Source organism: Brevundimonas vesicularis, from assembly GCF_027105095.1.
GTDB lineage: Bacteria > Pseudomonadota > Alphaproteobacteria > Caulobacterales > Caulobacteraceae > Brevundimonas > Brevundimonas vesicularis_E.
The window spans coordinates 2,472,310-2,495,409 of sequence record NZ_CP114278.1; the positions used below are offsets into that span (position 1 = coordinate 2,472,310).

25 protein-coding genes are annotated in these 23,100 nt (G+C 65.3%); 15 read left to right on the forward strand and 10 right to left on the reverse strand.

Features of this window, described 5'->3' with window-relative positions; genetic code table 11:
• Window positions 1-183: 183 nt before the first annotated feature.
• The 7 genes from O2K97_RS12340 to O2K97_RS12370 all read left to right on the forward strand — a co-directional run bounded on the left by O2K97_RS12340 (window position 184) and on the right by O2K97_RS12370 (window position 9,765).
• Window positions 184-2,115: a flagellar hook-length control protein FliK gene (locus tag O2K97_RS12340; protein WP_269219482.1), complete on the forward strand. Its 1,932-nt coding sequence runs from the start codon at window positions 184-186 to the stop codon at window positions 2,113-2,115.
• Between the two features lie 4 nt (window positions 2,116-2,119).
• On the forward strand, window positions 2,120-2,848 hold the full coding sequence (locus tag O2K97_RS12345) for a flagellar hook assembly protein FlgD (protein ID WP_269219483.1): 729 nt from the start codon (window positions 2,120-2,122) through the stop codon (window positions 2,846-2,848).
• 48 nt (window positions 2,849-2,896) lie between these two features.
• Window positions 2,897-4,654, forward strand: coding sequence for a flagellar hook protein FlgE (flgE, locus tag O2K97_RS12350; protein ID WP_181669108.1), 1,758 nt, complete (start codon window positions 2,897-2,899; stop codon window positions 4,652-4,654).
• A gap of 172 nt (window positions 4,655-4,826) precedes the next feature.
• A complete protein-coding gene (locus O2K97_RS12355; RefSeq protein WP_026108337.1) occupies window positions 4,827-5,111 on the forward strand; it encodes a DUF1153 domain-containing protein in 285 nt (94 codons plus the stop codon).
• A 91-nt stretch (window positions 5,112-5,202) separates the two neighbouring features.
• Window positions 5,203-6,414 (forward strand): tRNA 2-thiouridine(34) synthase MnmA, encoded by a 1,212-nt coding sequence (gene mnmA, locus O2K97_RS12360; protein WP_269219484.1) that lies wholly within the window; start codon window positions 5,203-5,205, stop codon window positions 6,412-6,414.
• Between the two features lie 163 nt (window positions 6,415-6,577).
• Window positions 6,578-8,911: a TonB-dependent receptor gene (locus tag O2K97_RS12365; RefSeq protein WP_269219485.1), complete on the forward strand. Its 2,334-nt coding sequence runs from the start codon at window positions 6,578-6,580 to the stop codon at window positions 8,909-8,911.
• Between the two features lie 164 nt (window positions 8,912-9,075).
• Window positions 9,076-9,765, forward strand: a complete 690-nt coding sequence (locus tag O2K97_RS12370; protein WP_269219486.1) for a response regulator — start codon at window positions 9,076-9,078, stop codon at window positions 9,763-9,765.
• Window positions 9,766-9,771: 6 nt separating this feature from the next.
• On the opposite strand, the gene O2K97_RS12375 is transcribed toward O2K97_RS12370, so the two are convergent.
• From O2K97_RS12375 to O2K97_RS12385, 3 genes are all read right to left on the reverse strand, one after another.
• Complete coding sequence (locus tag O2K97_RS12375) at window positions 9,772-10,122, reverse strand: VOC family protein (RefSeq protein WP_269219487.1); 351 nt, start codon at window positions 10,120-10,122, stop codon at window positions 9,772-9,774.
• Between the two features lie 62 nt (window positions 10,123-10,184).
• The gene (locus tag O2K97_RS12380) at window positions 10,185-10,886 is read right to left on the reverse strand and encodes a helix-turn-helix transcriptional regulator (protein ID WP_269219488.1); all 702 of its coding nucleotides are present in this window, start codon (window positions 10,884-10,886) and stop codon (window positions 10,185-10,187) included.
• A 337-nt stretch (window positions 10,887-11,223) separates the two neighbouring features.
• On the reverse strand, window positions 11,224-11,712 hold the full coding sequence (locus O2K97_RS12385) for a winged helix-turn-helix transcriptional regulator (RefSeq protein WP_269219489.1): 489 nt from the start codon (window positions 11,710-11,712) through the stop codon (window positions 11,224-11,226).
• 285 nt (window positions 11,713-11,997) lie between these two features.
• Here O2K97_RS12385 and O2K97_RS12390 point away from each other — a divergent pair, with 285 nt between their 5' ends.
• Both O2K97_RS12390 and O2K97_RS12395 read left to right on the forward strand, forming a co-directional pair.
• Entirely contained in the window at window positions 11,998-12,741 is a 744-nt protein-coding gene (locus tag O2K97_RS12390; protein ID WP_269219490.1) for a thioesterase family protein, read from the forward strand.
• 56 nt (window positions 12,742-12,797) lie between these two features.
• Window positions 12,798-13,076: a hypothetical protein gene (locus O2K97_RS12395; protein ID WP_017504585.1), complete on the forward strand. Its 279-nt coding sequence runs from the start codon at window positions 12,798-12,800 to the stop codon at window positions 13,074-13,076.
• A 1-nt stretch (window position 13,077) separates the two neighbouring features.
• Here the strand turns inward: O2K97_RS12395 and O2K97_RS12400 are convergent, their stop codons facing one another.
• Genes O2K97_RS12400 through queC form a run of 3 tightly spaced genes read right to left on the reverse strand, consistent with a single transcriptional unit; the run spans window position 13,078 to window position 14,809 of the window.
• Complete coding sequence (locus tag O2K97_RS12400) at window positions 13,078-13,446, reverse strand: 6-pyruvoyl trahydropterin synthase family protein (RefSeq protein ID WP_112861642.1); 369 nt, start codon at window positions 13,444-13,446, stop codon at window positions 13,078-13,080.
• Window positions 13,446-14,081 (reverse strand): 7-carboxy-7-deazaguanine synthase, encoded by a 636-nt coding sequence (gene queE, locus O2K97_RS12405; RefSeq protein WP_269219491.1) that lies wholly within the window; start codon window positions 14,079-14,081, stop codon window positions 13,446-13,448. Before queE ends, O2K97_RS12400 begins: the two co-directional genes overlap by 1 nt.
• Window positions 14,078-14,809: a 7-cyano-7-deazaguanine synthase QueC gene (gene queC / locus O2K97_RS12410; RefSeq protein ID WP_269219492.1), complete on the reverse strand. Its 732-nt coding sequence runs from the start codon at window positions 14,807-14,809 to the stop codon at window positions 14,078-14,080. The genes queE and queC overlap by 4 nt, the downstream gene beginning before the upstream one ends.
• Window positions 14,810-15,001: 192 nt before the next feature.
• Here queC and O2K97_RS12415 point away from each other — a divergent pair, with 192 nt between their 5' ends.
• Entirely contained in the window at window positions 15,002-16,624 is a 1,623-nt protein-coding gene (locus O2K97_RS12415) for a response regulator (RefSeq protein WP_269219493.1), read from the forward strand.
• A 3-nt stretch (window positions 16,625-16,627) separates the two neighbouring features.
• Here the strand turns inward: O2K97_RS12415 and O2K97_RS12420 are convergent, their stop codons facing one another.
• Window positions 16,628-17,647: a ligase-associated DNA damage response exonuclease gene (locus O2K97_RS12420; protein WP_269219494.1), complete on the reverse strand. Its 1,020-nt coding sequence runs from the start codon at window positions 17,645-17,647 to the stop codon at window positions 16,628-16,630.
• A 46-nt stretch (window positions 17,648-17,693) separates the two neighbouring features.
• On the opposite strand from O2K97_RS12420, the gene O2K97_RS12425 reads away from it, so the two are divergent.
• The 5 genes from O2K97_RS12425 to O2K97_RS12445 all read left to right on the forward strand — a co-directional run bounded on the left by O2K97_RS12425 (window position 17,694) and on the right by O2K97_RS12445 (window position 20,327).
• Complete coding sequence (locus O2K97_RS12425) at window positions 17,694-18,194, forward strand: PaaI family thioesterase (protein ID WP_269219495.1); 501 nt, start codon at window positions 17,694-17,696, stop codon at window positions 18,192-18,194.
• Window positions 18,191-18,586, forward strand: a complete 396-nt coding sequence (locus O2K97_RS12430; RefSeq protein WP_269219496.1) for a PaaI family thioesterase — start codon at window positions 18,191-18,193, stop codon at window positions 18,584-18,586. Before O2K97_RS12425 ends, O2K97_RS12430 begins: the two co-directional genes overlap by 4 nt.
• A gap of 177 nt (window positions 18,587-18,763) precedes the next feature.
• Complete coding sequence (locus tag O2K97_RS12435; RefSeq protein ID WP_112861636.1) at window positions 18,764-19,114, forward strand: hypothetical protein; 351 nt, start codon at window positions 18,764-18,766, stop codon at window positions 19,112-19,114.
• A 91-nt stretch (window positions 19,115-19,205) separates the two neighbouring features.
• Entirely contained in the window at window positions 19,206-19,649 is a 444-nt protein-coding gene (locus O2K97_RS12440; RefSeq protein WP_269219497.1) for a hypothetical protein, read from the forward strand.
• Window positions 19,650-19,691: 42 nt separating this feature from the next.
• Window positions 19,692-20,327: a S24 family peptidase gene (locus O2K97_RS12445; RefSeq protein ID WP_269219498.1), complete on the forward strand. Its 636-nt coding sequence runs from the start codon at window positions 19,692-19,694 to the stop codon at window positions 20,325-20,327.
• Between the two features lie 60 nt (window positions 20,328-20,387).
• Here O2K97_RS12445 and O2K97_RS12450 read toward each other — a convergent pair whose 3' ends face one another.
• The 3 genes from O2K97_RS12450 to O2K97_RS12460 all read right to left on the reverse strand — a co-directional run bounded on the left by O2K97_RS12450 (window position 20,388) and on the right by O2K97_RS12460 (window position 23,074).
• Window positions 20,388-20,861 (reverse strand): SH3 domain-containing protein, encoded by a 474-nt coding sequence (locus O2K97_RS12450; protein ID WP_039246408.1) that lies wholly within the window; start codon window positions 20,859-20,861, stop codon window positions 20,388-20,390.
• Window positions 20,862-20,938: 77 nt separating this feature from the next.
• The gene (locus O2K97_RS12455) at window positions 20,939-21,328 is read right to left on the reverse strand and encodes a hypothetical protein (protein ID WP_269219499.1); all 390 of its coding nucleotides are present in this window, start codon (window positions 21,326-21,328) and stop codon (window positions 20,939-20,941) included.
• Window positions 21,329-21,391: 63 nt separating this feature from the next.
• The gene (locus O2K97_RS12460; RefSeq protein ID WP_269219500.1) at window positions 21,392-23,074 is read right to left on the reverse strand and encodes a lysine--tRNA ligase; all 1,683 of its coding nucleotides are present in this window, start codon (window positions 23,072-23,074) and stop codon (window positions 21,392-21,394) included.
• Between the last annotated feature and the right edge of the window lie 26 nt (window positions 23,075-23,100).

Genomic DNA, 23,100 nt, shown 5'->3' on the forward strand with positions numbered 1-23,100 from the left:
CGGGCAAAAAGTGGCGAGAGCGCGGCAATAACGACCGCCACCCTTCGGGGCCACAGATCTCAAGGCTAAGTTCTGCATTGTTTTTGCTGACTTATTTTCTTGGCCCGACCCTTGCGTCGAGGGCGGCGAACTCTTGGGCGCAGCAGGCGCCGTTGTCGCTCCTACGAAAGCCGCCGCGCTTCCATGTCCATCGCATCCGCCCTGCTCGCGCCTGCCGCTCCGGTTTCGACCGGACCGTCGGCTGCCGCCCTGGGCGCAGAGGCAGTCGATGCGGGTCTGTTCTCCAGCAAGGTCGCCGACGCGCTGAACATTGGCGTCCACGGCGCGCCTGTCGAACGGATGACGCCCGGCCGCCTGACGGGCGCTCCATCGCCGGGGGTCGTCACGGCTCAAGCCATGATAGCCGAGGCAGACGGGATCGGCCCGAGCCAGGCAAACGGCCCCGTCACGCCGACACCCGGCGAGAGCGTTGACGAGACCGTTGAACTGGACGTGCAGCCGCCAGTTTCCGATGAGAGCGCCATCACATTGGAAGAGGCCGCGAAGGATCAGGCCGTCTTAGACCAAGGCGTCGCGTCACCGACCACCGCGCCGCATTCGTCCACGGTCGTTTCGCCTGCTCCCACCTTCGCCGCAACGCCGCCGACGTTCCAAACCGACGAAACCCCGCCAGCCAATGGGGATCTGACGGCTCCGCGAGCTCAGCCTACAGGCTTGCCCATCGCGCTAGCGACGGACGCGTCAGCGCCAGTCACCGCAACGCCTGTCGGCGCAGAAACCACCATCGCGGCGAATGGAATTGCATCGCCGTCAGATCAGAACGCAAAAGCGCCGAATCTTGCGGCTCAAGCGGCCATCCAAGCGCTCATGTCTGAAGTGGGCGACCAGGCGGCGGCCCACCCAACCATGCCTGCGGCCAGAGGGTCTGGGGAAGCGGTCAAGATGGAAGCCGACCTTGCGCAAGCGGCGTCGCCTCAGCCCGTAACCGCGACCGTCGCTGCAAAGCCACCCGTTCCGGCGACGCCTTCCGATCGCCCCATGACCGATGTTGCATCTCGTTCGACTGATGTTGCGACAACGACACCCGTCGCGCCCGATAGCGCAAAAACCGCCGCAGCGACGCCCGCCGCCGTCGCCGAAAAGCCGGCCTCTCCCTCGCCTATCGCTCAGGCCCTTACGGCCGCTCAAATCCCGATGGCGCAGGTCCAGGTTGCCGCCACTGCGGCCACGCCCAAGTCCACGATCCTCGTCGCGGCCGCCACAGATGTAGTCGCGGCGGTAGCTGAAGCCCAGGTTTCCACCGCCCCAGAGGGCGAAGAAGTAGCCCCCGATCAGCCGCCCAGGCTGACTGTGGCCGACGCGGCGAAGCCGTTGCCTCAATCCGCTTCATTGTTGGTGGGCCCCTACCAAAAGACGACAGACCAGGCCGGCGAAGCCGCTGTGGCGACCGTCAAACGTGAGACGGGCAAGGCCGCAGCGCCTGTCATCGACAAGATCGGATTGGCCGCCGAACCGACGTCCCAACCCACGAAGACAACCGAAGAGGCGGCCCTTTTCGTCGCCACGCCGACATCGACTATGCCTGACGCGCCGGCCGCGACAGCGACTGTCGATGCTCAGGCCCGTCATCAGGTCGCTGCTCCCGGTCATGATCTGGGTCTGTCCACACTCTCTCGGGCCACGGTCGAGACCACGGCTCAACTCGCCTCGCAGATCGCGAGACGACTGGACAGCCGTTCGACCCGGTTCGACATGGTGCTGACGCCCGAAGATTTGGGCCGCGTCGATGTCAGCCTGGAAATCGGCAAGGATGGCCAGCTGTCCGCTCGCCTGGCCTTCGACAATCCCGCCGCCGCCGCCGATCTCAAGGGTCGCGCCGACGAACTGCGTCGCCAGCTGCAGGACGCCGGCTTCCAGGTCGCAGGCGACGCGCTCGACTTCTCGCAACGCGATCCATCCGCGGGCGGCGGCGCCTTCGAGCGCCAGCAGCAGCGCAACGCCCTGTTCGCCGGCGCCTCGCGCTTGGCGGCCCAGGCCGACACCCCCATCGTCCCGGCGCCCGCCGCCTGGATCAATCATTCCCAGACGCCTGACCGCGTCGATCTGAAGGTCTGACCCCATGGTCGACGCCGTCACCACAAACACAGCAGCCGGCCGGGTCACCGGCGGCACAAAGGCCCTGGCCTCGAACTTCGAGACCTTTCTGACCCTGCTGACCACGCAGATGAAGAACCAGGATCCGCTGTCGCCGCTGGATTCCAACCAGTTCACGGCTCAACTGACGCAGATGGCCGGTGTCGAGCAGCAGTTGTTGACCAACGACCTGCTGACCAGCCTTCTCGCCGCTCAGGCCGGCGGCGGACTGGACAACGCCGCCAACTATATCGGCAAGAGCGTCACCGCCGCCTGGACCGCGACCGAGTTCAGCTACGGCAAGGCCACCTGGGCCTATGAGCTGGGCGCCGACGCGGACAAGGCCACCTTGCAGGTCGTCGACAGCAAGGGCGTCGTAGTCTGGGAAGGCGCCGCGCCCGACAAGAAATCCGGCCTGCACACCTTCAACTGGGACGGCAAGCTGAAGGACGGCGGCAAGGCCGAAGACGGCGGCGTCTATACGCTAAAGGTCGCCGCCACCGACGCCACCGGCGCCAAGGTCGATGCGCAGGCTCTGATCCAGGGCCGCGTCACCGGCGTCGAGATGTACAGCGGCGCGCCCTACCTGGTGATCGGCGATTCCATCCTTCCGCTTTCGACCGTGATTTCGCTGAACGAGATCAGGTCCCAGGCGGGAAACGATACTGACGATACGGAGAATCCGAACGTCCCGACCGAGGAGGCGGCCGCATGATGCGATCCGCCGCCTTCCCGATGACCTTCATTTAAGGAGCGTTCTCCCATGAGCCTCAACAGCGCAATGCAAGCCGGGGTGTCCGGCCTGGCCGCCAACTCCGCCGCCCTGGCGGCGATTTCGCAGAACATCGCCAACGTCAACACCATTGGCTACAAGCGCACCGCCAGCGAGTTCCAGACCTTGGTCAACAGCCAGTCGGCCGTGGGCGGAAGCTATTCGGCCGGCGGCGTCACGACCAACAGCCGCGCCTTCATCAGTCAGGAAGGCCAGCTTCAGCGGACGACGTCCAGCACCGACCTCGCGGTCAGCGGACAGGGCTTCTTCGTCACGACGACCCAGGCCGAGAATGTCGGCGCCACCGACACACGCCTTTTCACCCGCGCCGGCGCCTTCACCGTCGACAAGCAGGGCTATCTGAAAAACAGCGCCGGCCTGTATCTGCAAGGCTGGCCGGTGGACTCCAACGGCGAGATCTCGACCGATCCGTCCGACCTGACGCGTCTGCGCTCGATCAACATCGGCTCGGTCGGCGGCACCGCAGAACCCACGACTCGTGTGCAGATCAACGCCAATCTGCGTTCAAGCCAGGAGGCGTCTTCCGCCGCCAGCGCCCAATCCTACAAGGGCGTGTCCGATACGGCGACGCCGGCCGCGACCCACGACGTGTCTGTCCGCTACACCCGCACCGGCGCCAACAGCCATGATCTGGTGATCAAGTCCGGTTCGCAGAAGGTCGACGCCTCGGCGACCTTCGACCCGACCACCGGCGCCATCACCGGATTGACCATCAACGGCGCGAACGCAGGCTCGGCGACCGCGATCGGCACGCCGCCGACCCAGATCCAGTTCACCCCCGCCAGCGGCCCGGCTTACACCGTCAACTTGGCGGATATCGGTCTGGGCAACGAGAACGTCGCCAAGACGAAGTATGACCCCTCGGTCAACTCGATGGCCATGTACAATGCAGACGACGACAACCCCGTCGGCGTGAAGCCCGACTTCAAGATGAACATCCCGGTTTCGGACTCCAAGGGCGGCCAGCGCAATCTGGAACTCCGCTTCCTGAAGAGCGACGAACCGAACATCTGGTACGCGGAAATCGTGTCCGTGCCGGCCAGCGACGTAATCGCAGGCGCACCCTACGCCAATGGCCAGATCAAGACCGGCAAGATCGCCTTCACGCCGTCAGGTCGCCTGGACGTCGACACGATGAAAGCCTGGCCCGCCGGCACGGGTCTGTTCGACGACCCGACCATGGCGACGCTGGACTTCGGCAAGTCCGATCCGAACAATCTGACGATGCCGGCCGGCCAAGTCGCCTGGGCCGACGGTCTGGGCATCGCCGCCCAAGCCGTCACGCTGGACCTCAACACCTCGGCCGGCGGCCTCAGCCAGTTGAACACGGCCTCGGTCGTCCAGTCGACGGTCACCAACGGCACCGCTTTCGGCAATCTGAGCGAGATCAAGATCGACGAAGGCGGGTACGTCACCGCCATCTTCGACAACGGCGTCATGCGCCGCATCGCCCAGGTGGCGGTCGCCACCTTCCCCAGCCCCGACAGCCTGCGTGAAGTGTCCGGCAACGCCTACGCCGTCAGCCTTCAGTCCGGCACCTTTAACCTAAAGGCGGCGGGAACAGGCGGCGCGGGCGAGATCGCGGCCAAGCAGCTGGAGTCCTCGACCGTCGATCTGTCGGCCGAATTCACGGGCCTGATCACCACCCAGCGCGCCTACTCCGCCTCGTCCAAGATCATCACCACGGCCGATGAAATGCTGGCCGAGCTGATCAACATCAAACGCTGATCGGCGAGCAAGTAAGCGTTAGTCTCGATGAATCGTCGCGCAAGCAAGGTTTACAGAGTCGTTCGGGAAGGGGCGGAAGTTATCCGTTCCTTCACCACGACCCTTAAACGGACCTTAGTCGGGGACGCCTACCTTCATGACACTACGGTGTTGGTGAAAGAGGCATAAGCCCATGTTGCAAGAGCGACGCCTTAATAGCAAAGGCGAACAATACGTGGTCGGACCGACTGGCACGCCCCTGACCCTTAATGACCTGCCGCCGTCCAACACGGACCGGTGGGTGATCCGGCGCAAGGCCGAGGTCGTCGCCGCCGTTCGCGGCGGCCTGCTCAGCCTCGACGACGCCCTGGCGAAATATCGCCTTACGGCCGAAGAGTTCCTGGCCTGGCAAAAGGCCATCGACAAATGGGGCATGCAGGGTCTGCGCACGACGCGGATCCAGAGCTACCGCTCCTGAGGGTTTCCCCGAAGACGTTAAGGGCCGCATCCGGCGACGGGTGCGGCCCTTTTCTTTTGCGGGCCTCGAAATCGCACCGGTTCCGCACTAAATGGCCGCGATGACCTTGGTCGAAGATTTCTGCCCCGTTCCCGACATCGTCCGCACCGACATGGATGCGGCGGTCGAGAACGCGCGGGCGGCGGTCGGCCTGCCGGTCGGCGCGCGCGTGGTGGCCGCCATGTCGGGCGGGGTGGATTCGACCGTTGTCGCGGCCCTGCTGCACAAGGCCGGCTACGACGTCGTCGGCGTGACCCTGCAGCTCTACGACCACGGCGCGGCGTTGAAGAAGAAGGGCGCCTGCTGCGCGGGCCAGGACATTCACGACGCGCGTCTGGCCGCCGACATGATCGGCATTCCGCACTATGTTCTGGACTATGAAAGCCGGTTCAAGGATGCGGTGATCGACCAGTTCGCCGACAGCTATCTGAAGGGCCAGACGCCGGTTCCCTGCATCCGCTGCAATCAGACCGTCAAGTTCCGCGACCTGCTGGACGTGGCCCGCGACCTGGGCGCAGAGGCGATGGCGACGGGCCACTACGTACGCCGCGCCGTCGCCGGAAACCGCTCGCAGATGCGCAAGGCGATCGACCATTCGCGCGACCAGTCCTATTTCCTGTTCGCCACGACCCAGGACCAGCTGGACTATCTGCGCTTCCCTCTGGCCGATCTGGAGAAGCCTCAGGTGCGCGGCGTCGCCGCTGAACTGGGCCTGAAGATCGCCGCCAAGCCGGACAGCCAGGACATCTGTTTTGTGCCTTCCGGCGACTATCGCACCCTGATCGACCGCCTGCGTCCGCAAGGGCGTGAGGCCGGCGAGATCGTGCATATGGACGGCCGGGTGCTGGGTCAGCACGCGGGCATCACGGACTACACGATCGGCCAGCGCCGCGGCCTGAACGTCGCCGTAGGCGAGCCGCTGTTCGTGACCAGACTGGAGCCCGAGACCCGTCGCGTCATCGTCGGGCCGCGCGAAGCCCTGCTGACGGCAAGTCTGACGTTGGAAGAAACCAACTGGCTGGGCGACGAGGCGACCATCAATGAAGCGGCCAAGGCCAACATCCCGGTCCTGGCCCGTGTCCGCTCGACCCGCCAGCCCTCGCCAGCCCGCCTCGCCCTGATCGACGGCGATATCCGCGTCGTCTTCAACGATGGCGAAGAGGGCGTCGCGCCGGGCCAGGCCTGCGCCCTGTACGACCCGACGGACACGGAACGCGTCCTGGGCGGCGGCTTTATCCGCGACACGACGGCAGTCGCTGTCTAACCACGCTTCGTGCGATTGTGGAGACAGCGTGGAGCTGCGGTGGATCAAGATTGCAGACTTCTCGCCACGCTAGACATCAAAGATGCACCGGGCTGTTGCACGGCTGTGAACTGCGCATCGCAATGACGGCGTAATCCCCGCCCCGACTAAGCAGGGGATAAAAATGCACCGTCAGACCAAACTGCGCCTTCAGCTGCTGCTGGGGACCGCCCTTCTCGCCGCGCCCGTTTCCGCCTTCGCCCAGACCGCTCCGGTCCAGACCGCGCCGACGGCCGCCAGCGCCGAGCCGGCCGGTCTTGACGACATCGTCGTGACCGCCACCAAGCGGGAAACAAACCTGCAGGACACGCCGATCTCGATCTCGGTCGTCAACGCCGAAGCCCTGGCCGATCGCCACGTGCAGAGCCTGATGGACCTGGCCGACGGCAGCGTCCCCAGCCTGCGCATCGCCACCTTCGAGGCCCGTCAGTCCGCCCTGACCATCGGCATCCGCGGCATCGTGCCGAACGACGCCAACCAGCCCGCGCGTGAGCAGGGCGTCGGCGTCTATGTCGACGGCGTCTATCTGGCCCGCCAGCACGGCCTCGCCGCCGCCCTACTCGACATCGAGCGCGTCGAAGTCCTTAAGGGTCCGCAAGGCACCCTGTTCGGCCGCAACACCGAAGGCGGCGCCCTGTCGCTGGTGACCAAGAAGCCCACGGGCGTGTTCGGCATGCGCGCCATCGCCGGCGTGGGCAATCTGGAGTCCTACAACTCCGAACTGCACGTCGACTTCCCCGCCCTCGGCGACTTCGCCTTCAAGGTCGACGGAATCATTTCCGTCCAGGGTCCGGTGACCGAGAACATCCTGCCGGGCCAGACGGGCTTTGGCGAGTATGACCGCCGCGGCCTTCGCTTCCAGACGCGCTGGACGCCGGCTGAAAACTTCACCGCCAACTTCGCGGCTGACATCAGCAAGGACAAGAACACCCCGTTCTACAGCCAACTGCTGAACTTCAACCCGAATGGCCTGACCGTCGTGCCATTCACCTCGGCTACGGTTCCCTCGGGCAGCATTCGGGCCCTGTCGCCCTTGGTTCAGGTCGAAGGCTCCAAGCGCATGACGCAGGCCGACATCGGCGTGCCTCAGCAGTTCAGCGTCGACGACACGCGCGGCATGGACCTGCACCTGTCGTATCGCCCGACCGACTCACTGGAAATCCGCTCGATCACGGCCTACCGCGACCTGGACGTCGAACAGTATGACAACATCGCCGGCGCGCACCGCCCGCCGGTTACAGGCCCTAACGGCAAGTTCAGCCGCTACTCTCTGGCCGGCTTCTGGCAGCATCAGTTCAGCCAGGAACTGCAGGCCGTCGGCTCGCTGGGCGACAGCATCGACTACGTCGGCGGCGTCTTCTACTTCAAGGAAACCGTCTCGGACGACGCATCCACGCCTTCCACGAACCAGTGGAACGCCGACGGCACGGGCTACACCATCCTGGACCCCACCCCGACGATCCGCGGCTTCCGCTCGCTGGACCGCAAATCGACCGCCCATTCGGAATCCAAGGCCATCTACGGCCAGGCGACCTGGACCCCGGCCAGCATGGACGCGCTGCACCTGACGGTCGGCGGGCGCTACACCTGGGACGACAAGGACGGCAAGCTGGAGGTCGTCAACAACGCCGCCACCAACCTGACCTTCAGCTCCAAGGTCGATCGCTTCGATCCGCTGGTCACCCTGGCCTATGACGTCAGCAACAACATCAACGTCTACGGCAAGTATTCGACCGGCTACCGCGCCGGTGGCGCCTCCTCGCGCTCGCTGACCTACCGTTCGTTCGATCCCGAAGAGGTCAAGGCCTACGAAATTGGCCTGAAGAGCGACCTGTTCGACCGTCGCGTCCGCTTCAACGCCGCCGTCTACGCCATGGACCGCACCGACAGCCAGATCGACTTCAGCCTGGTCACCGTCCAGGGCGCCTCGACCCGCAACACGCTGGAAACGATCAACGCTCCGGGCACCACGAAAATCCGCGGCGTCGAGCTGGAAGGTCAGCTCCGGGCGACCGACAATCTGACCCTGTCGGCTTCTTACGCCTATACGGACGCCAAGGTGCCGGACACGGTCAACCCGTTCAACGGCCAGGTTCAGCAGGTCTTCATCGCCTATACGCCTGAGAACGCCGGCAGCGTCGCCGCCGACTGGAACTCGCCCTTCATGGGCGCGACCCTGAAGGCGCACATCGACGCCAACTACGCCGATGCGGCCCACAGCTTCGAGCAGTTCGCGATCAAGGCCGACTCGTCCTTCGTCGTGAACGCCCGCGTCGCCATCGCCGACATCACGACCCGCGACGGCGGTCCGCTGCTGGAAGTGGCCCTGTGGTCGCGCAACCTGCTGGACGAGACCTACGTCTATCGCCGCGATCCGTCGAACCGGAACACCCTGGGCGACTACGGCAACTTCAACAACCCGCGCACCTTCGGCATCGAGCTGCGCGCCTCCTACTAAGCGTTCCTCCCGAACGAACGACTGGCCCCCTTCCGCCTTGGCGGAAGGGGGTTTTTCTTCGTCTGCGTGAAAGCTTTGCGACGGCGATATGAAACTTCACCGCAGCCGTCCGGTTTTGCTGGACGACGCGACGATCTGGCGCGATGGCGGCTTTCGGAGACGCCATGAGCAGCCTGATCCTGATCGCCGATGACGCCGCCGAGGGCGTCGAAATCCTGGACGCGGCCCTGCGTCGGGACGGCTTTCGCACCGTCGTCGCCGCCGATGGCCAGCAGGCGGCCGACCTGCATGCGTCGCTCAAACCCGATCTCGCCCTGCTCAGCGTCCGCTTGCCTGTGCGCGACGGCTGGGATGTGCTGGGCGAACTTCGTCGGCGCGGCGAAACGCCCGTCATCATGGTCGGCGACCGAGACGAGGCCACAGACAAACTGCAGGCGCTGCGGATCGGGGCGGACGACTATATCGCCAAGCCGTTCAATCCGGCCGAGGTCGCGGCCTCGATCCAGACCATCCTGCGACGCAGCGGCGGCGGGCGGGCCGCCAAGACACTGCGCGTCGGTCCGTTGGAGGTGCAGTTGGAAAACTATCTGGCGGCGATCCTGACGCCGTCGGGCAAGCGCCGTCTGGACCTGACCCTGACGGAGTTTCGCATTCTGGCCCACATGGCCCGCACGCCCCTGCGCGTCTTCAGCCGCAGCGAGATCATGCAAGCCTGCTTCCCCAATCAGGCGGTTCTGGAACGCACGATCGACAGCCACGTCAGCCACCTGCGCCGCAAGCTGGACGCCGCCGACGCCGCCGGCTTGCTGACCAATGTGCGTGGGGTCGGATACCGGCTCGAGGCCGAGGTCTGATCGCGCTCACGCCGCTACGGCAAAGACCCTCAGCCGATGGCCGTCCGGATCGCCCGCCACGAAGCTGCGGACCGGCGCGGCGTCCGTTGGCGGCGTCAGAATGCGCGCCCCGCGATCCCACCAGTCTATATGCGCCTGATCCACCGCCTCGGCGCCCTCCAGCGGAAAGTCGACCTCGCACACCTCGCGCCGATCGCCGGCACGCCGCAACAGCCCCAATGCCCGACCAGACGTCAGCTTGAACAAGGCCCGGTCCGGTCCCGCCATCACCGGCCGACAACCCAGCAGGCTGGCATAGAAGCGCGCGCTGATTTCCGGATCCGCGACGGCCAAAAGAATATCCTCGATCTCGCTCATCAGCCCGGCCCCTTTGTGTTTCCAACACTTCGAACCCTAGCCTTCGCTGCTGCCAGTTTCCGTCAGCAGCCGCCGCCCGACTTCGATCTTTCATGCGCCTCGCGCCAGGTCTTCATCAGCGCCTGACGACGCGTTGGATAGCGCGCCTCCATCACCTCCGCCTCGACGATGCGGTCGGTGCGGAAACTGCGGAAATCACCGCGCAGTTCGCACCACGCGATCAGCAATCGCACCCGATCGAAGAAAGCCAGGGCGAACGGCCAGACGACACGCTCGGACGCCGACCCTGCCTCGTCGCGGTAACACAGCTTCAGCCGGCGCTCGGTGCGGATCGCTTTTCTTAATAAGGCCGGATCGACTCGATCCGCCGGGAACGGTTCTCCCGGCACGACCAGCAGGGCCGATGTGTCCATCTCGTCGCGCAGGTCGGGCGGCAGCACCGCCGAGATCCGTCCGAGCGCCGCCAGCGCCGCATCGCGCATGCGCGGATCGGCGCGGTCCGCCACCCAGCGTGATCCCAGCACCAGGGCCTCGATCTCTTCCGGCGTGAACATCAACGGCGGCAGCATGAAGCCCGGCTTCAACACATAGCCGACCCCCGCCTCCCCCTCGATCGTCGCGCCTTGCGCCTGCAGGCTGGCGATGTCGCGATAAAGCGTCCGCAGACTGACGCCCATCTCCGCGGCCAACACCTGCCCGCTCACCGGCCGACGATGCCGCCGCAGGACGTTCAGTAGATCGAGAAGGCGTTCGGAGCGTGACACCCCGCGATCCTAGCAGCGCTACTGCCAGAAAGCGTCAGCAGGGCGGCGACACGGGCATAGTTATTGGCTCGCCGTATCAGGACGCGCGGTAAGCGCGATCGCCACCCTCGCACGGGCGATAACTGATATCGTATAAGGGGCCGTCTGCGCGACAAGGATAGCAGATGCCCGCGCTCGTGCGGCGCACCTCGATATCGCTTTGGGAACTGGTTGCCAGCAACCGCCTACAGTCATCTTCCATCTTGTAGGTCCAAGCCCCGGCAACAACCGCTGAGACGACCGCGGTCGCGATCAGTGATCTCAACATCAAACGCTTCATGGTCTGACGCAGCGCCCTCTAAGCCGCTTCCTTGGGCATCACATCGCCGACTGTCGGCCGGTTCTCCGCGCGAGTCAGGGCGATGTCTCTGGGCTTGACGATCTCGCCGCAACAGCCACAGGCGATGCGCGGGGTCAGGGAATCGCCGCAGGTCTTGTGGACCATGTCGATGCCGCTGTCGGCGTCGCCATAGACGTGTTTGTTGCCCCAGCCGTGTAGTGTGACCAGAACGCCGTACAGATCCTTGCCTTTGGCGGTCAGGACATATTCGTTGCGCGGCGGGCGTTCGGAATACAGGCGCGGCTCCAGCACGCCGTGCTGGACCAGGCTTTTGAGCCGTGCGGCCAAGACATTGCGCGCCACGCCCAGATTGTCTTGCCACTGTTCGAACCGGCTGACGCCGTTGAAGGCGTCGCGAATGACTAACAGGGTCCAGGGATCGCCGATCACCTCAAGCGTGGCGGCGATGGAGCAGCTTTGGCGGCTGTAGTCGGCGGTGCGTCCCATAGGCGCGAAAGTGACGCCACGTCAGGCATTTGGCAAGGGTTGCAAATCCGAACGCTCCAAGTCAGTTGTGTTTCGCAACGGACGCGCAAGCCTCCCGGTTCGCCGCCTTGTTCCTTGGACTTCGGCAGGAGATCTTCATCAGGTCTTCCGCCGCTTCTTCGCCTGACGCAGGATTGCGCAATGACGCCGCCCATTTCCCTCGATGCCGCCCTCACCTTCCAGCTCCTCGACGATGGCGGTTTGTCCGCGCCTGTGCCGGGTCATTTTTCAAATGGCCCATCGAGCATGACGCCGGAGAAGGGCTTTCCGTTCGGCGGGCTGCTGGCGGCCCTGTGCGCTCAGTCGATGCGACAGGGACTGGCGCTGACCGCGCCCCTTCGAACCCTGTCGGTCCAATATCTGTCAGCGGCAAGGTTCGGCGAACAGGTCGCCTTTCGCCCTCGCCTGCTGCGCGGCGGCCGTAACGTGCTGTATGCCGCGGTCGAGGCCCAGCAGGACGGGCGCATGACCCACCACGCCACCGGCGCCTATGGGCTGGACGCCGCGCCGCCTCCGCTGACGCCGTTGCACGCGCCGCCACCGCCGCTGGATGAACTGGACCCCAAGGCCACCATACGCGGGACGATGTCGCCGCATTTCGCCCAGCACGTCGAATACCGCTTCGACGGCGGCCCCAACATCCTGGGCGGCAATGAGGGCAAGCCGGTGATCGAGCGCACCTGGATGCGGATGGCCGACGGCCGGCCCTTGGATGAGGTCGGCCTGTGCTACCTGCTGGACGCGCTGTACCCGCCCGCCTGGACCGCATCCAAGACGCCGAGCGCCATGACCACCGTCGATCTGCGCATCGACATCCTGACCGATCCAACGCCACAGACCGCGCCGGACGGCTGGGCCTTCTTCGAGTTCAGGATGCTGGACCTCGGCCTGGGCTGGACGGTGGACGAGGCGATCGCCTGGGGCGCTGATGGAACGCCGCTGGCCCTGTCGCGCCAGCGGCGCAAACTGCTGCCGCAACGTCCCGCCTGAAGTCAGCCCTCGTTCATCATTATCGACGACTATTCCAAATCTCTGGAGAGTCGCCCATGCGTCGTCGAAATCGCCTCGTTTCCGTATCCCAAGTCGTCGTTGTGCTGGGCGGTTGTCTGATGCTGCAGGGCTGCCTTGTCGGCGCCGTCGTCGGCGGGACCGCTGCGGTCGTCGGCGGGACGGCGAAAGCCACCGGCGCGGTCGTCGGCGCCGGTTTCGACGCCGTCACCACCTCGGACGAGGAAACCAAACTGCGTCGCGAGCGTGAACAGCGCGACTATGAACGCGAACAACGCCGCTGCGAACAGCGCCAGCGTCAGGGCAAACGCTGCTAGGTCAGAGACTTAGAACGCACCGCTCGTTGATCGTCGGCCGCGCCACCTGAATTCGGCAAAGGCCCGGCCACTCGGGTTTCAGCGTCTTGGCGAACCACAGGCACAGGTTTTCCAGACTGGGCAGCTCCAGACCCTCGTGCTCGTTCAGCATGCCGTGATCCAGCGTCTCGGCCGCCGCTTTAAGCGCCCGGTCAAGCGCACCCAGGTCCGCCACCCAGCCGTGTTCGACGTCCAGCACCTCGGACCGCACCGTCGCTTCGACCGTGAAGGAATGGCCGTGGACGCGGCGATAGATGCTGCCCTCAGGCTCGTTCGGGAAGTGATGGGCGGCGTCGAAGGTCGCCTGTTTGGTGATCTCAAAGACGGGCATTAGCGGACGCCGATGTATTTGTGGGTCTGGACGCTCAGGCGCCACTGCGGGTGGGTCAGGCAATATTCGATGGCGGCGGCGGTGTTCTCCACCTGATCTGGCCCATCCATCGGCTGAAGCCAGAACCGTTCGAAATCCAGGTGTTCGAACCGATCCGGCATGGCCTTGGGCTGGGGGAAGACCAGCTTCAGCTCGGTGCCTCGCGTCTGCACCACATCCGCGTCGGCCTTGGGACTGATGCAGATCCAGTCGACGCCGGCGGGGGCCAACAAGGTGCCATTCGACTCGATGGCGATCTCGAAACCTCGCGCATGCAGCGCGTCAATCAGCGGCGCATCCAGTTGCAGCAAGGGCTCTCCGCCGGTGCAGACCACCAGTTTCGGATCACCTTCACGCCCGCGCCACATCGCCGCGACATGATCGGCCAGCAGGTCCGCCGTCGCGAACTTGCCGCCCCCGTCCCCGTCCACCCCGACAAAGTCGGTGTCGCAGAAGGTGCAGACGGCGCTGGCCCGATCCTGCTCGCGACCGCTCCACAGATTGCAGCCGGCGAATCGCAGGAAGACCGCCGGCCGCCCCGCCTGTCCGCCCTCGCCTTGAACCGTCAGGAACACTTCCTTGGCCGAATAGGTCATCGCCCCGACGCCCATTCGTCATAGCCGGCCGCGCGCAGTTCGCAGGCCGGGCAAGACCCGCAGCCGTAGCCCCAGACGTGTCGATGCGCCCGGTCGCCCTGATAGCAGGTATGGCTATCCTCGATGATCAGCTCGATCAGCCTGTCGCCGCCGATCCTGTCCGCCAGCTCCCAGGTCTGGACCTTGGTTAACCACATCAGGGGCGTGTCGATGACGACCGGCTTATCCAGCCCCAGCGACAGCGCCCGCGCCATCGCCTCCATGGTCTCGTGGCGGCAATCCGGATAACCCGAATAATCCGTCTCGCACATGCCGCCGACCAGCACGTCCAGCCCGCGCCGATCCGCCAGCGCCGCGGCTGCAACCAGGAAGATCAGATTGCGACCTGGCACGAAGGTCGTCGGCAGGCCGCGCGCGTCCATTTCGATCTTGCGGTCGGCGGTCAGGGCGCTCTCGGCGATCCGGCCGTATCCGGTCAGGTCCACCACATGGTCATCGCCCAGGCGATCGGCCCACCGCGGCAGGGCCGTCTTCATTCCGTCGCGCACCGCCTGACGGGCCTGCATCTCCACCAGATGGCGCTGGCCATAGTCGAACCCGACCGTCTCCACCCGCTCGAACCGCTCCAGCGCCCAGGCCAGGCAGGTCGCGCTGTCCTGCCCGCCGGAGAACAGAACCAGGGCCGTCTTGCTAGCGGTGGGGGAGGTCTTTTCCAGGATGACGCTCATGACGAATCTGCGGTCGGCCGTTCGGCCGCGCGCATGCACAAAGGGATGGAGACCCAGATGGGTCGGGCGGGCCTCTTACACCAGACCCTGCCCGTGAGCAAAAAAGGCGGATTTGCGTCTTGGAAGATACAGCTTAACCAATCCGCAAGCGATTTCGGCTTTTACTCACAATGAGTAGGAGTTCCAGGCAGTATGCCGACCATCGAGACCCTTTCCGAGCGTCCAAAGCCGGTTGCACCGACGACTCTCGGCTGCGAGGTTCTGGCGCGTTTCGAACGCGAGCCGGATACGCTGGTCATTCCCGTGGTGGATGGCGACCGTCCCGTCGGCCTGGTCGAACGCACCGCCTTCCTTCAGAAAATCGCCGCCCGCTTCGGCCACGCCCTTTACGATCTTCGCCCCATCACCGTCGCCATGGATGCCGAGCCGGCTGTGGTCGAGGGCGGCGTCCGCATCGACGCCTTTTGCGACATCATGCTGAAGGGCGGTCCGGCCGCCCTGCTGCGCGGCTTCATCGTCACGAAGAACGGCGCCGATTGGGGCGTGGGCACCGCCGCCACCCTGTTGCAGGCCGTCAACACGCGTCAGCGCCAGCAGAATGCGGAACTGGCTGAACAGGCCGCGATCCTCAGCGACACCCGCGCCCAGGCCATCGCCGCCGCCCGCGCCAAGAGCCAGTTCCTGGCCATCATGAGTCACGAACTGCGCACGCCGATGAACGGCGTCCTGGCCGTAGCCGAACTGCTGCGCCGTCAGCCGTTGAATACGGCGGCCCAGGCGCACGTCCAGACCATCATGGACTCGTCCGAGACCTTGCTGCGCATCCTTCAGGACGCGGTGGACCTGTCCAAGGCCGAGGCCGGCGAGCTGGAGCTGAAGACCGAGCCGACCGCCCTGCGCGCCGTCATGGACGACATTCAGTCGATGTGGGAGCCGCGCGCCTCTCAGGACGGCGTGACCCTGCTCGTCGGCTATGAAGGCGACACCGAACTGGCGGCCGTCATCGACGGCATGCGCCTGAAGCAGGTGTTCAACAACCTGATCGGCAATGCGCTGAAGTTCGCCCGCAACGGCGTGGTCGAGGCGGGCCTCAAGGCCTGGGTCGAGGGCGACCGCATTCGTATGGAAGCCCGCATTCGCGACGACGGCCCGGGCGTCGAGCCAGAACGCGTCGATTCCATCTTCGAGCCCTTCGTTCACGGCTCCGGCCCCGACGGCGCCGGCCTGGGTCTGTCGATCTGTCGTCAGGTGATCGACCGCATGAACGGCCGAATCTGGGCCGAGAACAACAAGGGTCGCGGCGCGACCTTCGCCTTCGATCTGACGGCGCCCCGCGCCGTGATCGAGGTGGAGGCGCCATCCAATGTGTCGGACCTGTCGGGCCTCGATTTGAAATCCGCGCCGCACATCCTGATCGTCGACGACAACGCCACCAACCGCGTCGTCGCCCAGGCGCTGTGCGAGATGTTCGGCTGCAGCTCCGAACTGGCCGAAGACGGCCTCGAGGCGCTTCAGGCCGTTCAGGAGAGCCGCTACGACCTGGTCCTGATGGACATCAAGATGCCCCGGATGGACGGGGTTCAGGCCACGCAGGCCATTCGCGCCCTGCCCGGGGCCGTCGGTCGCGTGCCGATCGTCGCCCTGACCGCGAATGCGGACCCCGAAGACGCCAAACACTATCTCTCGATCGGCATGGCCGCCGTCGTTGAAAAGCCCATCAAGCCCGAACGCCTGCGGATGGCGATGAACGCCGCAATCTCCGCCGCTCACGAAAGCGCACAAGAGCAGGACCAATCCGGTCGCGCCGTCGCCTGATCCTCAGTCCGGACGAACGTCCAGCGCCTCTTCGTCCTCTTCGTCATAGCCGACCAGTCGCAGGGCCCTCGCCTTCTGGCCGTTGATCTCGGCCCAGCGCAGCAGGCCCTCCTCGCGGCCGTGAGTGATCCAGATTTCCTCCGGCTTGATCTCGGTGAAGGTCGCGGTCAGTTCGTTCCAGTCGGCATGGTCCGACACGACCAACGGCAGTTCCACACCGCGCTGCCGCGCCCGCGCCTTCACTCCCATCCAGCCTGAAGCAAAGGCCGTGACCGGATCGGCGAACCGACGCGCCCATCGATCCTGGATGGCCGACGGCGGTGCGATGGCGACCTCGCCGCCCAGCGCATTCTTGGGCAGCGCCAGCGGGCCCAAGTCGACCCCTTCTCTCTCGTACAGGCCGTTCAGCCGCTCCAGCGCACCGTGAACATAGATGGTGCGGTCCCATCCGGCCTCGCGCAGCAGGCGGATGATCCGCTGCGCCTTGCCCAGCGCATAGGCGCCGACCAGATGCGCCCGTTCGGGAAACTGCCCCAGCGACCGCACCAGCCGCCCGACTTCCTCCTCCGCCGGCGGATGGCTGAAGACCGGCAGTCCGAACGTCGCCTCCGAAATGAAGACGTGACACGGCACAGGCTCGAACGGCGCACAGGTCGGATCGCGGCGGCGCTTATAGTCGCCGGACACCACCATGATCAGCCCCTTCCAGCGCACCTCGACCTGGGCCGAGCCCAGCACATGGCCGGCGGGCGCCAATCTGAGATCGACCCCATTGATCGCCGTCGCCTCGCCATACTCCACCGATTGGGGCTGCAGCGTGAAATCCGCGCCATAACGTTCAGCCATGATCGCCAAGGTCTGGCGCGTCGCGAGCACCGCCCCGTGACCGGCGCGCGCGTGGTCGGCATGGCCGTGCGTGATGACGGCGCGATCCACCGGCCGAACCGGGTCGATGTAGAAATCTCCCGGAGGACAGTAGAGCCCGGCGGGCGTGGGATGCAGCAGGTCTTCGGGTCGGATCATCTTGCGGTAACGCTCTCGACGCCGTCGGGGCGCCGCCCCATAGAGGATGACCCCGAAAATCGGCGCAACAGGTTCAGTCCGCACGATGCACGAGAGTTTCCTGACCACCATTCTGCCGCAATTGGCCGCCGGCGCCGCCCACACCGGCGCCTTGGGCTTCACCTTCGACGGGCTGCACGACGGCGAACCCCGGATCCGTGTGCCGTGGCGTGAAGATCTGGTCGGCGATCCCGACAGCGGCATCTTCGCTGGAGGGCTGGTGACGACCTTGCTGGATCATATCGGCGGCTTGGCCGTGTGGACCGCGATGGACGCTTTCCAGCCCATCGCCACCCTGGATTTGCGCGTCGACTACATGCGCGCGGCAAGGCCGCGTCAGGACCTGCTGGCGCAGGGCCTGTGCTTCCGACTGACGCCCAGCATCGCCTTCGTGCGCGCCTGGGCTTTCGAGGACGATCCCACCGACCCGGTCGCCGCAGCGCAAGCCGCCTATATCCTCAACCAGACCCGCGAGCGGGCGTCCCATGCAAAGGGAGCGGCGGCATGACCGACGTCCTGAACCGCATGCCCTACGCCCGCTTTCTCGGCCTTCAAACCCTGGTCAGCGGCGACGAAGTCACCGTCATCATGCCATTCGACGATAAGCTGATCGGCAATCCGATGCTGCCCGCCCTGCACGGCGGATCGACGGCCGCCCTTCTGGAAATGACGGCGATGGCCCAGGTGGCGCTCAGCTTTCCTGGTCCGCGACTGCCCCGCCCGATCAATGTCACGGTGGCCTATCTGCGCACAGGCAGACCGATCGACGTCTTCGCCCGCGCTCGCATCAGCCGGGCGGGTCGTCGCGTGGCCCATGTGCATGCGGAGGCCTGGCAGGAAGAACGTCAACAGCCGATTGCGTCTCTCACCGCCCACTTCCTATTGGACAACCAGGACTGATCACCGCGCACTAAAGCGCTGATTCGCCTCTACTTCCCGTCTTCATTGCGTTTCGACGCCGTTCTTACGGCGGCGCTTCAACGCGCGATTGCCGAAATGGTAAACATTGCTCTACCAAACAAGGTTAAGACGTGATAACCATAAGCTTCTTGTAAACCTGTCTTTGAGGGGCTTTCCATGGACCGCACTGAAGTCGTCACCAGCGTTGCTGGCGATCTGCATGCCACCGAACTCGCGATCGACGCCGCGATCACCCAGGCGACCACGCTGGTTCAATCCTTCATCGGCGCTCGCGCCGCGCTTTCGCTGTCGCCTGTCTCCGGCACGGTTTCGCAAGCCAAGGCCATGGAAACCATCGCCGCCCTCTCGGCCGCGCGCGAGTCCATCGTGGCCTGCCACGCCGAGCTGCAAAAAGATCACCGCCGCCTCGGCTACGGCACCTATGCCGCCGGCCCTGTTGGCAAGCCGGATGACTGGCTGAATCCGCAGGAGCAGGTTCGTCCGCAAGGACATCTCCGCGTCGCGTGAATTCTTGGTAAGCTTAGCTTATCGAGATTTCAGTTTGATCTGACTTAGGCCATTATCGCCTCCGCGCGTTCCTGCGCGGGGGCGATTTCACATGGTGAACATGATCTACGCCGTCGTCGGCGCGGTATTCATGGTCGGTATGGCTCTTTTCGCCTTTTTGAAAGGCGGCAAGCCCGAACGCTTCGGCGCAGCAGCCTATCTGTTCGCTTGGTTTGCGACGATCATCATGCAGGAGAACAGCGGTTTTCGTGGCGTCCCTCTAGGAATGTTCGTCATCGATCTGGCGCTTCTGTCTGCCTTCGTCGGTCTTTCGTGGAGGTATCGTGGATCCTGGCCTGTGTGGGCGAGCGGCCTGCAACTGATCATGGTGATGTCTCACATCATGATCCTGACGGGACAGCCCGTGTCGGTGGCGTCCATCTATACCGTCATGAATTTCACCGGCTACCTCATCATCGGCTGCATCACAGCCGGGACTTTCTGGGCTTGGCAAACCCGCAAGGCTGCAAACTTGAACATAGGTAGAAATTCCTAGTACCTTGCCGTATTCTCGCGAAGAATCAGTCGCTGGAACACGATGCCGCTATCCCACGCCAAGCTCTGGAAGGCCGTCGACGCCTTGGCGCGGCGTGAGGGTCTGACGCCGTCGGGCTTGGCGCGACTGGCCGGTCTGGATGCGACGAGTTTCAATCCCTCAAAACGCTTCGGGCCCGGCGATCCGCCGCGTCCGCGCTGGCCCTCGACCGAGAGCATGACGCTGGTGCTTCAGGCGACGGGCCTGTCGCTGTCGGAGTTTGCGGTGTTGGCCGAAGACGCGCCTGAGGCGCCGATCAGCGTGCCCTTGCTGGGCCTCGCCAAGGCGGGTCAGGACGGTTTCTTCGACGACGCCGGCCTGCCGGTGGGCGAAGGCTGGGATCAGACGGACCTGCCGCGCGCCAAGGACACGCTCTTCAGCCTTCAGATCACCGGCGATTCGATGTCGCCCCTCTATCGCGAAGGCGACCGCGTGATCGTGGATCAGGAAGCGACGCAGGTGCGGCGGGGCGATCGCGTCGTCGCCCGCCTGACCAGCGGAGAAACCGTGGCTAAGGAGGTCACCAGCCTGACCAGCCGAGCCGTCACCCTGGCCTCGATCAATCCCGACTATCCGCCCAGGATCGTGCCCCGACGTGAGATCGAATGGATGGCCCGCATCCTTTGGGTCAGTCAGTAAAGCGCAGCAAAAACCCCGCCCGGCGAACCGGACGGGGCTTTCGATTAGGGCGCAGTGGACTCAGTTAGCCGTGACGTAGTGGGCGTTCACCCAACCGCCGCCTGCGATCTGCACCCACTCGCCTTGCGAACCGATAGCGGTGAAGGGCTGGCCCGCCGACAGCGTGCCGGCTTGGCGATAGTTGGTGCCGGGGCCGCTGCGGATGCGCAGGTTCGACGAAGCGCGATACTGGGCGCCGCTGGACGCCGACGCAGCACGGGCGCGTTGCTGGTTGCAGCCGATATAGGAACCGGCGGCGGCGCCGGCGCCCGCGCCGACGATGGTGCCGGCCGTCCGCTCGTTGCGAGCGAGGTTCGACCCCACCACGCCGCCGACGACGGCGCCGATCAGAGCGCCCGCACGTTGGCGACCGCCAGGGGCGTCACAGTTGGTCACGCCGTTGGCCTGAGCCTGGGCGGACATCGGGGCGGCGGTCACCATGGCGGCCAGAGCGGCAGCGGTGGCCAGACCGGTCTTGAAAATCTTGTTCGACATAACTCTTCTCCTGTCAGCGCGTTTGCCGATGAGGGGAGAATGCACGGACGAAACTGAAGGCTCCCGGAGCTTCGCCGTTATTTTCCGTTCATCTTCGTTGCGCGTGCGGTTTGCCGGCGCGCCACCAGCCGCTTGGCCGCATCAATGTCGCGTTCGATCAGGTGTTTGCGTCGGGCGAACTGGAAGTCCAATACCCTCGCCCAGAGATGCAGCATGCGGTCATGCGAGATGAAGACCGTCACGGCTTCGACGGGCGGGGGCGGCCCCCAGGCTTTGGCGAGCTCATCCAGGTGCTGGACGGTGGCGTCGTCCGTCATGGGTTCGCACCCGACGATCCAGTCCCAGCTGCACAGCTCGGGCCGCCGCGTGATCAGATCAACCGTCGCTTCTAGCACCCGGTCGGCGGGGCCGGCGGAGGCTATGTCGACCAGCAGGATCTTATTCGTCTCGTCGATCTCGTAACGCAACGTCGCCCCTCCCCTGGCTCCGTCCATCCAAGAATGGCATCACTCAACAACCCTGACGAAGCGTCAAGGTTGCGCCAGCTCTCCGTTCGCCCCCGCCTCGATCAGGGCGATCGTCTGCGGCAGGCCGTAGATGGCGGCGAACGAACCGAAACGCGGCCCTTGGTTGGCGCCCAGCAGCACCTCGTAGAGCGCGCCGAACCACGCCCGCAGCGGCTCGAACGCATGCGCCTTGCCGACCGCATAGACCTCGTTCTGGATCAGCTCGCCATCGGTGGTGTCGGCCGGCAGGGCCTTCAGCCGTTCGGCCAGGTCCAGCAGCGCCGCCTTCTCCTTGTCGTCCGGCAGGCGATAGGACTTCGAGGGCTTCACGAAGTCCTCGTAGTAGTTCAGCGCGTGGTCCATCAGCCGGTCCAGCAGGGGCTCGTTCTGCGGCGTCGCGTCAGGCAGGTATTTGGCGAAATAGGCCCACAGCTGGTCCTTGGTCGAGGCGTTGGCCACGCCGACCAGGTTCAGAAGCAGGGCGAAGGACACCGGCGATGTGTGGGTCGGCGGATCGCCTGCGTGGATCGACCAGACGGCGTTGTCGATCCGCTTGGCCGGCTCCTGGGTCTTGTAGCTTTCGATGAAGGCCAGATAGTCGTCGATGGCGCGCGGGATGACGTTGAAGTGCAGGCTCTTGGCCGACTTCGGCGACTGGAACATGTACCACGACAGGCTCTCGGGCGTGCCGTAGCGCAGCCACTCGTCCATCGTCAGGCCGTTGCCCTTGGACTTGGAGATCTTCTTGCCCTCGATGTCGAGGAAGAGCTCGTAGTTGAAGCCCTCAGGAGGTGTGCCGCCCAACGCGCGGCAGACCTTGGAGCTTTCGCGCACGCTCTCGATCAGGTCCTTGCCCGACATCTCGTAGTCGATGTCCAGCGCGACCCAGCGCATGGCCCAGTCGGGCTTCCACTGCAGCTTCACATGGCCGCCCGTGACCGGCGCCTCGGTGCGGTTGCCCGGTTCGCCGGCGGGGTCTTCGAAGGTGATGGTGCCCTTCTCGACGTTGCGCGCCAGGGTCGGGACCTGCAGCACATGGCCGGTGATCGGGCTGATGGGCAGGAAGGGCGAATAGGTGGCGCGGCGCTCCTCGCCCAGGGTCGGCAGCATGATGGCCTGGACCGCGTCGAACCGTTCCAGCAGCGTCAGCAGCGTCGCGTCGAACCGGCCCGACTTGTAGGTCTCGGTCGAGGACATGAACTCATAATCGAAGCCGAAGCTGTCGAGGAAGGCGCGCAGGCGGGCGTTGTTGTGCGCGCCGAAGCTATCGTGGGTGCCGAAGGGATCGCGCACCCGCGTCAGGGACAGGTGCAGGTCCTCGCGCAGCATCTCCGGGTTCGGCACGCCCTCCGGCACCTTGCGCAGGCCGTCCATGTCGTCGGAGAAGGCGATCAGGCGCGTGGGCCAGTGGTCGCCGGTCAGGGCGCGAAAGGCGTTGCGCACCATGGTGGTGCGGGCGACCTCGCCGAAGGTGCCCATGTGCGGCAGGCCCGACGGGCCGTAGCCGGTCTCCAGGACCACCGGGCGTTGCAGGGCGGGAAAGGCCGCCAGGGCTTCATCCGCCTTGCCGGCGTCGATCAGGGCGCGCGCTTCGGCTCGCTCGGTCTCGCCCAGCCGTTTCTTCAGAACATGGGCCAGCAGGTTGCGGGCTTGTTCGAAGGGCCAGGACTTGGCCTCGCGGGCGAGGGTTTCGAGGTTCTGAAGCATGGCGGCGGTTTGCAGTCTGCATCCCG

Coding starts and splice junctions, on each gene's coding strand:
- O2K97_RS12460 (WP_269219500.1), bottom strand. CDS start 23,074: ATGCTTCAGAACCTCGAAACCCTCGCCCGCGAGGCCAAGTCCTGGCCC.
- O2K97_RS12440 (WP_269219497.1), top strand. CDS start 19,206: ATGGTGAACATGATCTACGCCGTCGTCGGCGCGGTATTCATGGTCGGT.
- O2K97_RS12355 (WP_026108337.1), top strand. CDS start 4,827: ATGTTGCAAGAGCGACGCCTTAATAGCAAAGGCGAACAATACGTGGTC.
- O2K97_RS12385 (WP_269219489.1), bottom strand. CDS start 11,712: ATGGGACGCACCGCCGACTACAGCCGCCAAAGCTGCTCCATCGCCGCC.
- flgE (WP_181669108.1), top strand. CDS start 2,897: ATGAGCCTCAACAGCGCAATGCAAGCCGGGGTGTCCGGCCTGGCCGCC.
- O2K97_RS12365 (WP_269219485.1), top strand. CDS start 6,578: ATGCACCGTCAGACCAAACTGCGCCTTCAGCTGCTGCTGGGGACCGCC.
- O2K97_RS12420 (WP_269219494.1), bottom strand. CDS start 17,647: ATGATCCGACCCGAAGACCTGCTGCATCCCACGCCCGCCGGGCTCTAC.
- O2K97_RS12400 (WP_112861642.1), bottom strand. CDS start 13,446: ATGCCCGTCTTTGAGATCACCAAACAGGCGACCTTCGACGCCGCCCAT.
- O2K97_RS12415 (WP_269219493.1), top strand. CDS start 15,002: ATGCCGACCATCGAGACCCTTTCCGAGCGTCCAAAGCCGGTTGCACCG.
- O2K97_RS12370 (WP_269219486.1), top strand. CDS start 9,076: ATGAGCAGCCTGATCCTGATCGCCGATGACGCCGCCGAGGGCGTCGAA.
- O2K97_RS12430 (WP_269219496.1), top strand. CDS start 18,191: ATGACCGACGTCCTGAACCGCATGCCCTACGCCCGCTTTCTCGGCCTT.
- O2K97_RS12390 (WP_269219490.1), top strand. CDS start 11,998: ATGACGCCGGAGAAGGGCTTTCCGTTCGGCGGGCTGCTGGCGGCCCTG.
- O2K97_RS12445 (WP_269219498.1), top strand. CDS start 19,692: ATGCCGCTATCCCACGCCAAGCTCTGGAAGGCCGTCGACGCCTTGGCG.
- queE (WP_269219491.1), bottom strand. CDS start 14,081: ATGACCTATTCGGCCAAGGAAGTGTTCCTGACGGTTCAAGGCGAGGGC.
- queC (WP_269219492.1), bottom strand. CDS start 14,809: ATGAGCGTCATCCTGGAAAAGACCTCCCCCACCGCTAGCAAGACGGCC.
- O2K97_RS12395 (WP_017504585.1), top strand. CDS start 12,798: ATGCGTCGTCGAAATCGCCTCGTTTCCGTATCCCAAGTCGTCGTTGTG.
- mnmA (WP_269219484.1), top strand. CDS start 5,203: ATGGCCGCGATGACCTTGGTCGAAGATTTCTGCCCCGTTCCCGACATC.
- O2K97_RS12425 (WP_269219495.1), top strand. CDS start 17,694: ATGACCCCGAAAATCGGCGCAACAGGTTCAGTCCGCACGATGCACGAG.
- O2K97_RS12450 (WP_039246408.1), bottom strand. CDS start 20,861: ATGTCGAACAAGATTTTCAAGACCGGTCTGGCCACCGCTGCCGCTCTG.
- O2K97_RS12375 (WP_269219487.1), bottom strand. CDS start 10,122: ATGAGCGAGATCGAGGATATTCTTTTGGCCGTCGCGGATCCGGAAATC.
- O2K97_RS12345 (WP_269219483.1), top strand. CDS start 2,120: ATGGTCGACGCCGTCACCACAAACACAGCAGCCGGCCGGGTCACCGGC.
- O2K97_RS12340 (WP_269219482.1), top strand. CDS start 184: ATGTCCATCGCATCCGCCCTGCTCGCGCCTGCCGCTCCGGTTTCGACC.
- O2K97_RS12435 (WP_112861636.1), top strand. CDS start 18,764: ATGGACCGCACTGAAGTCGTCACCAGCGTTGCTGGCGATCTGCATGCC.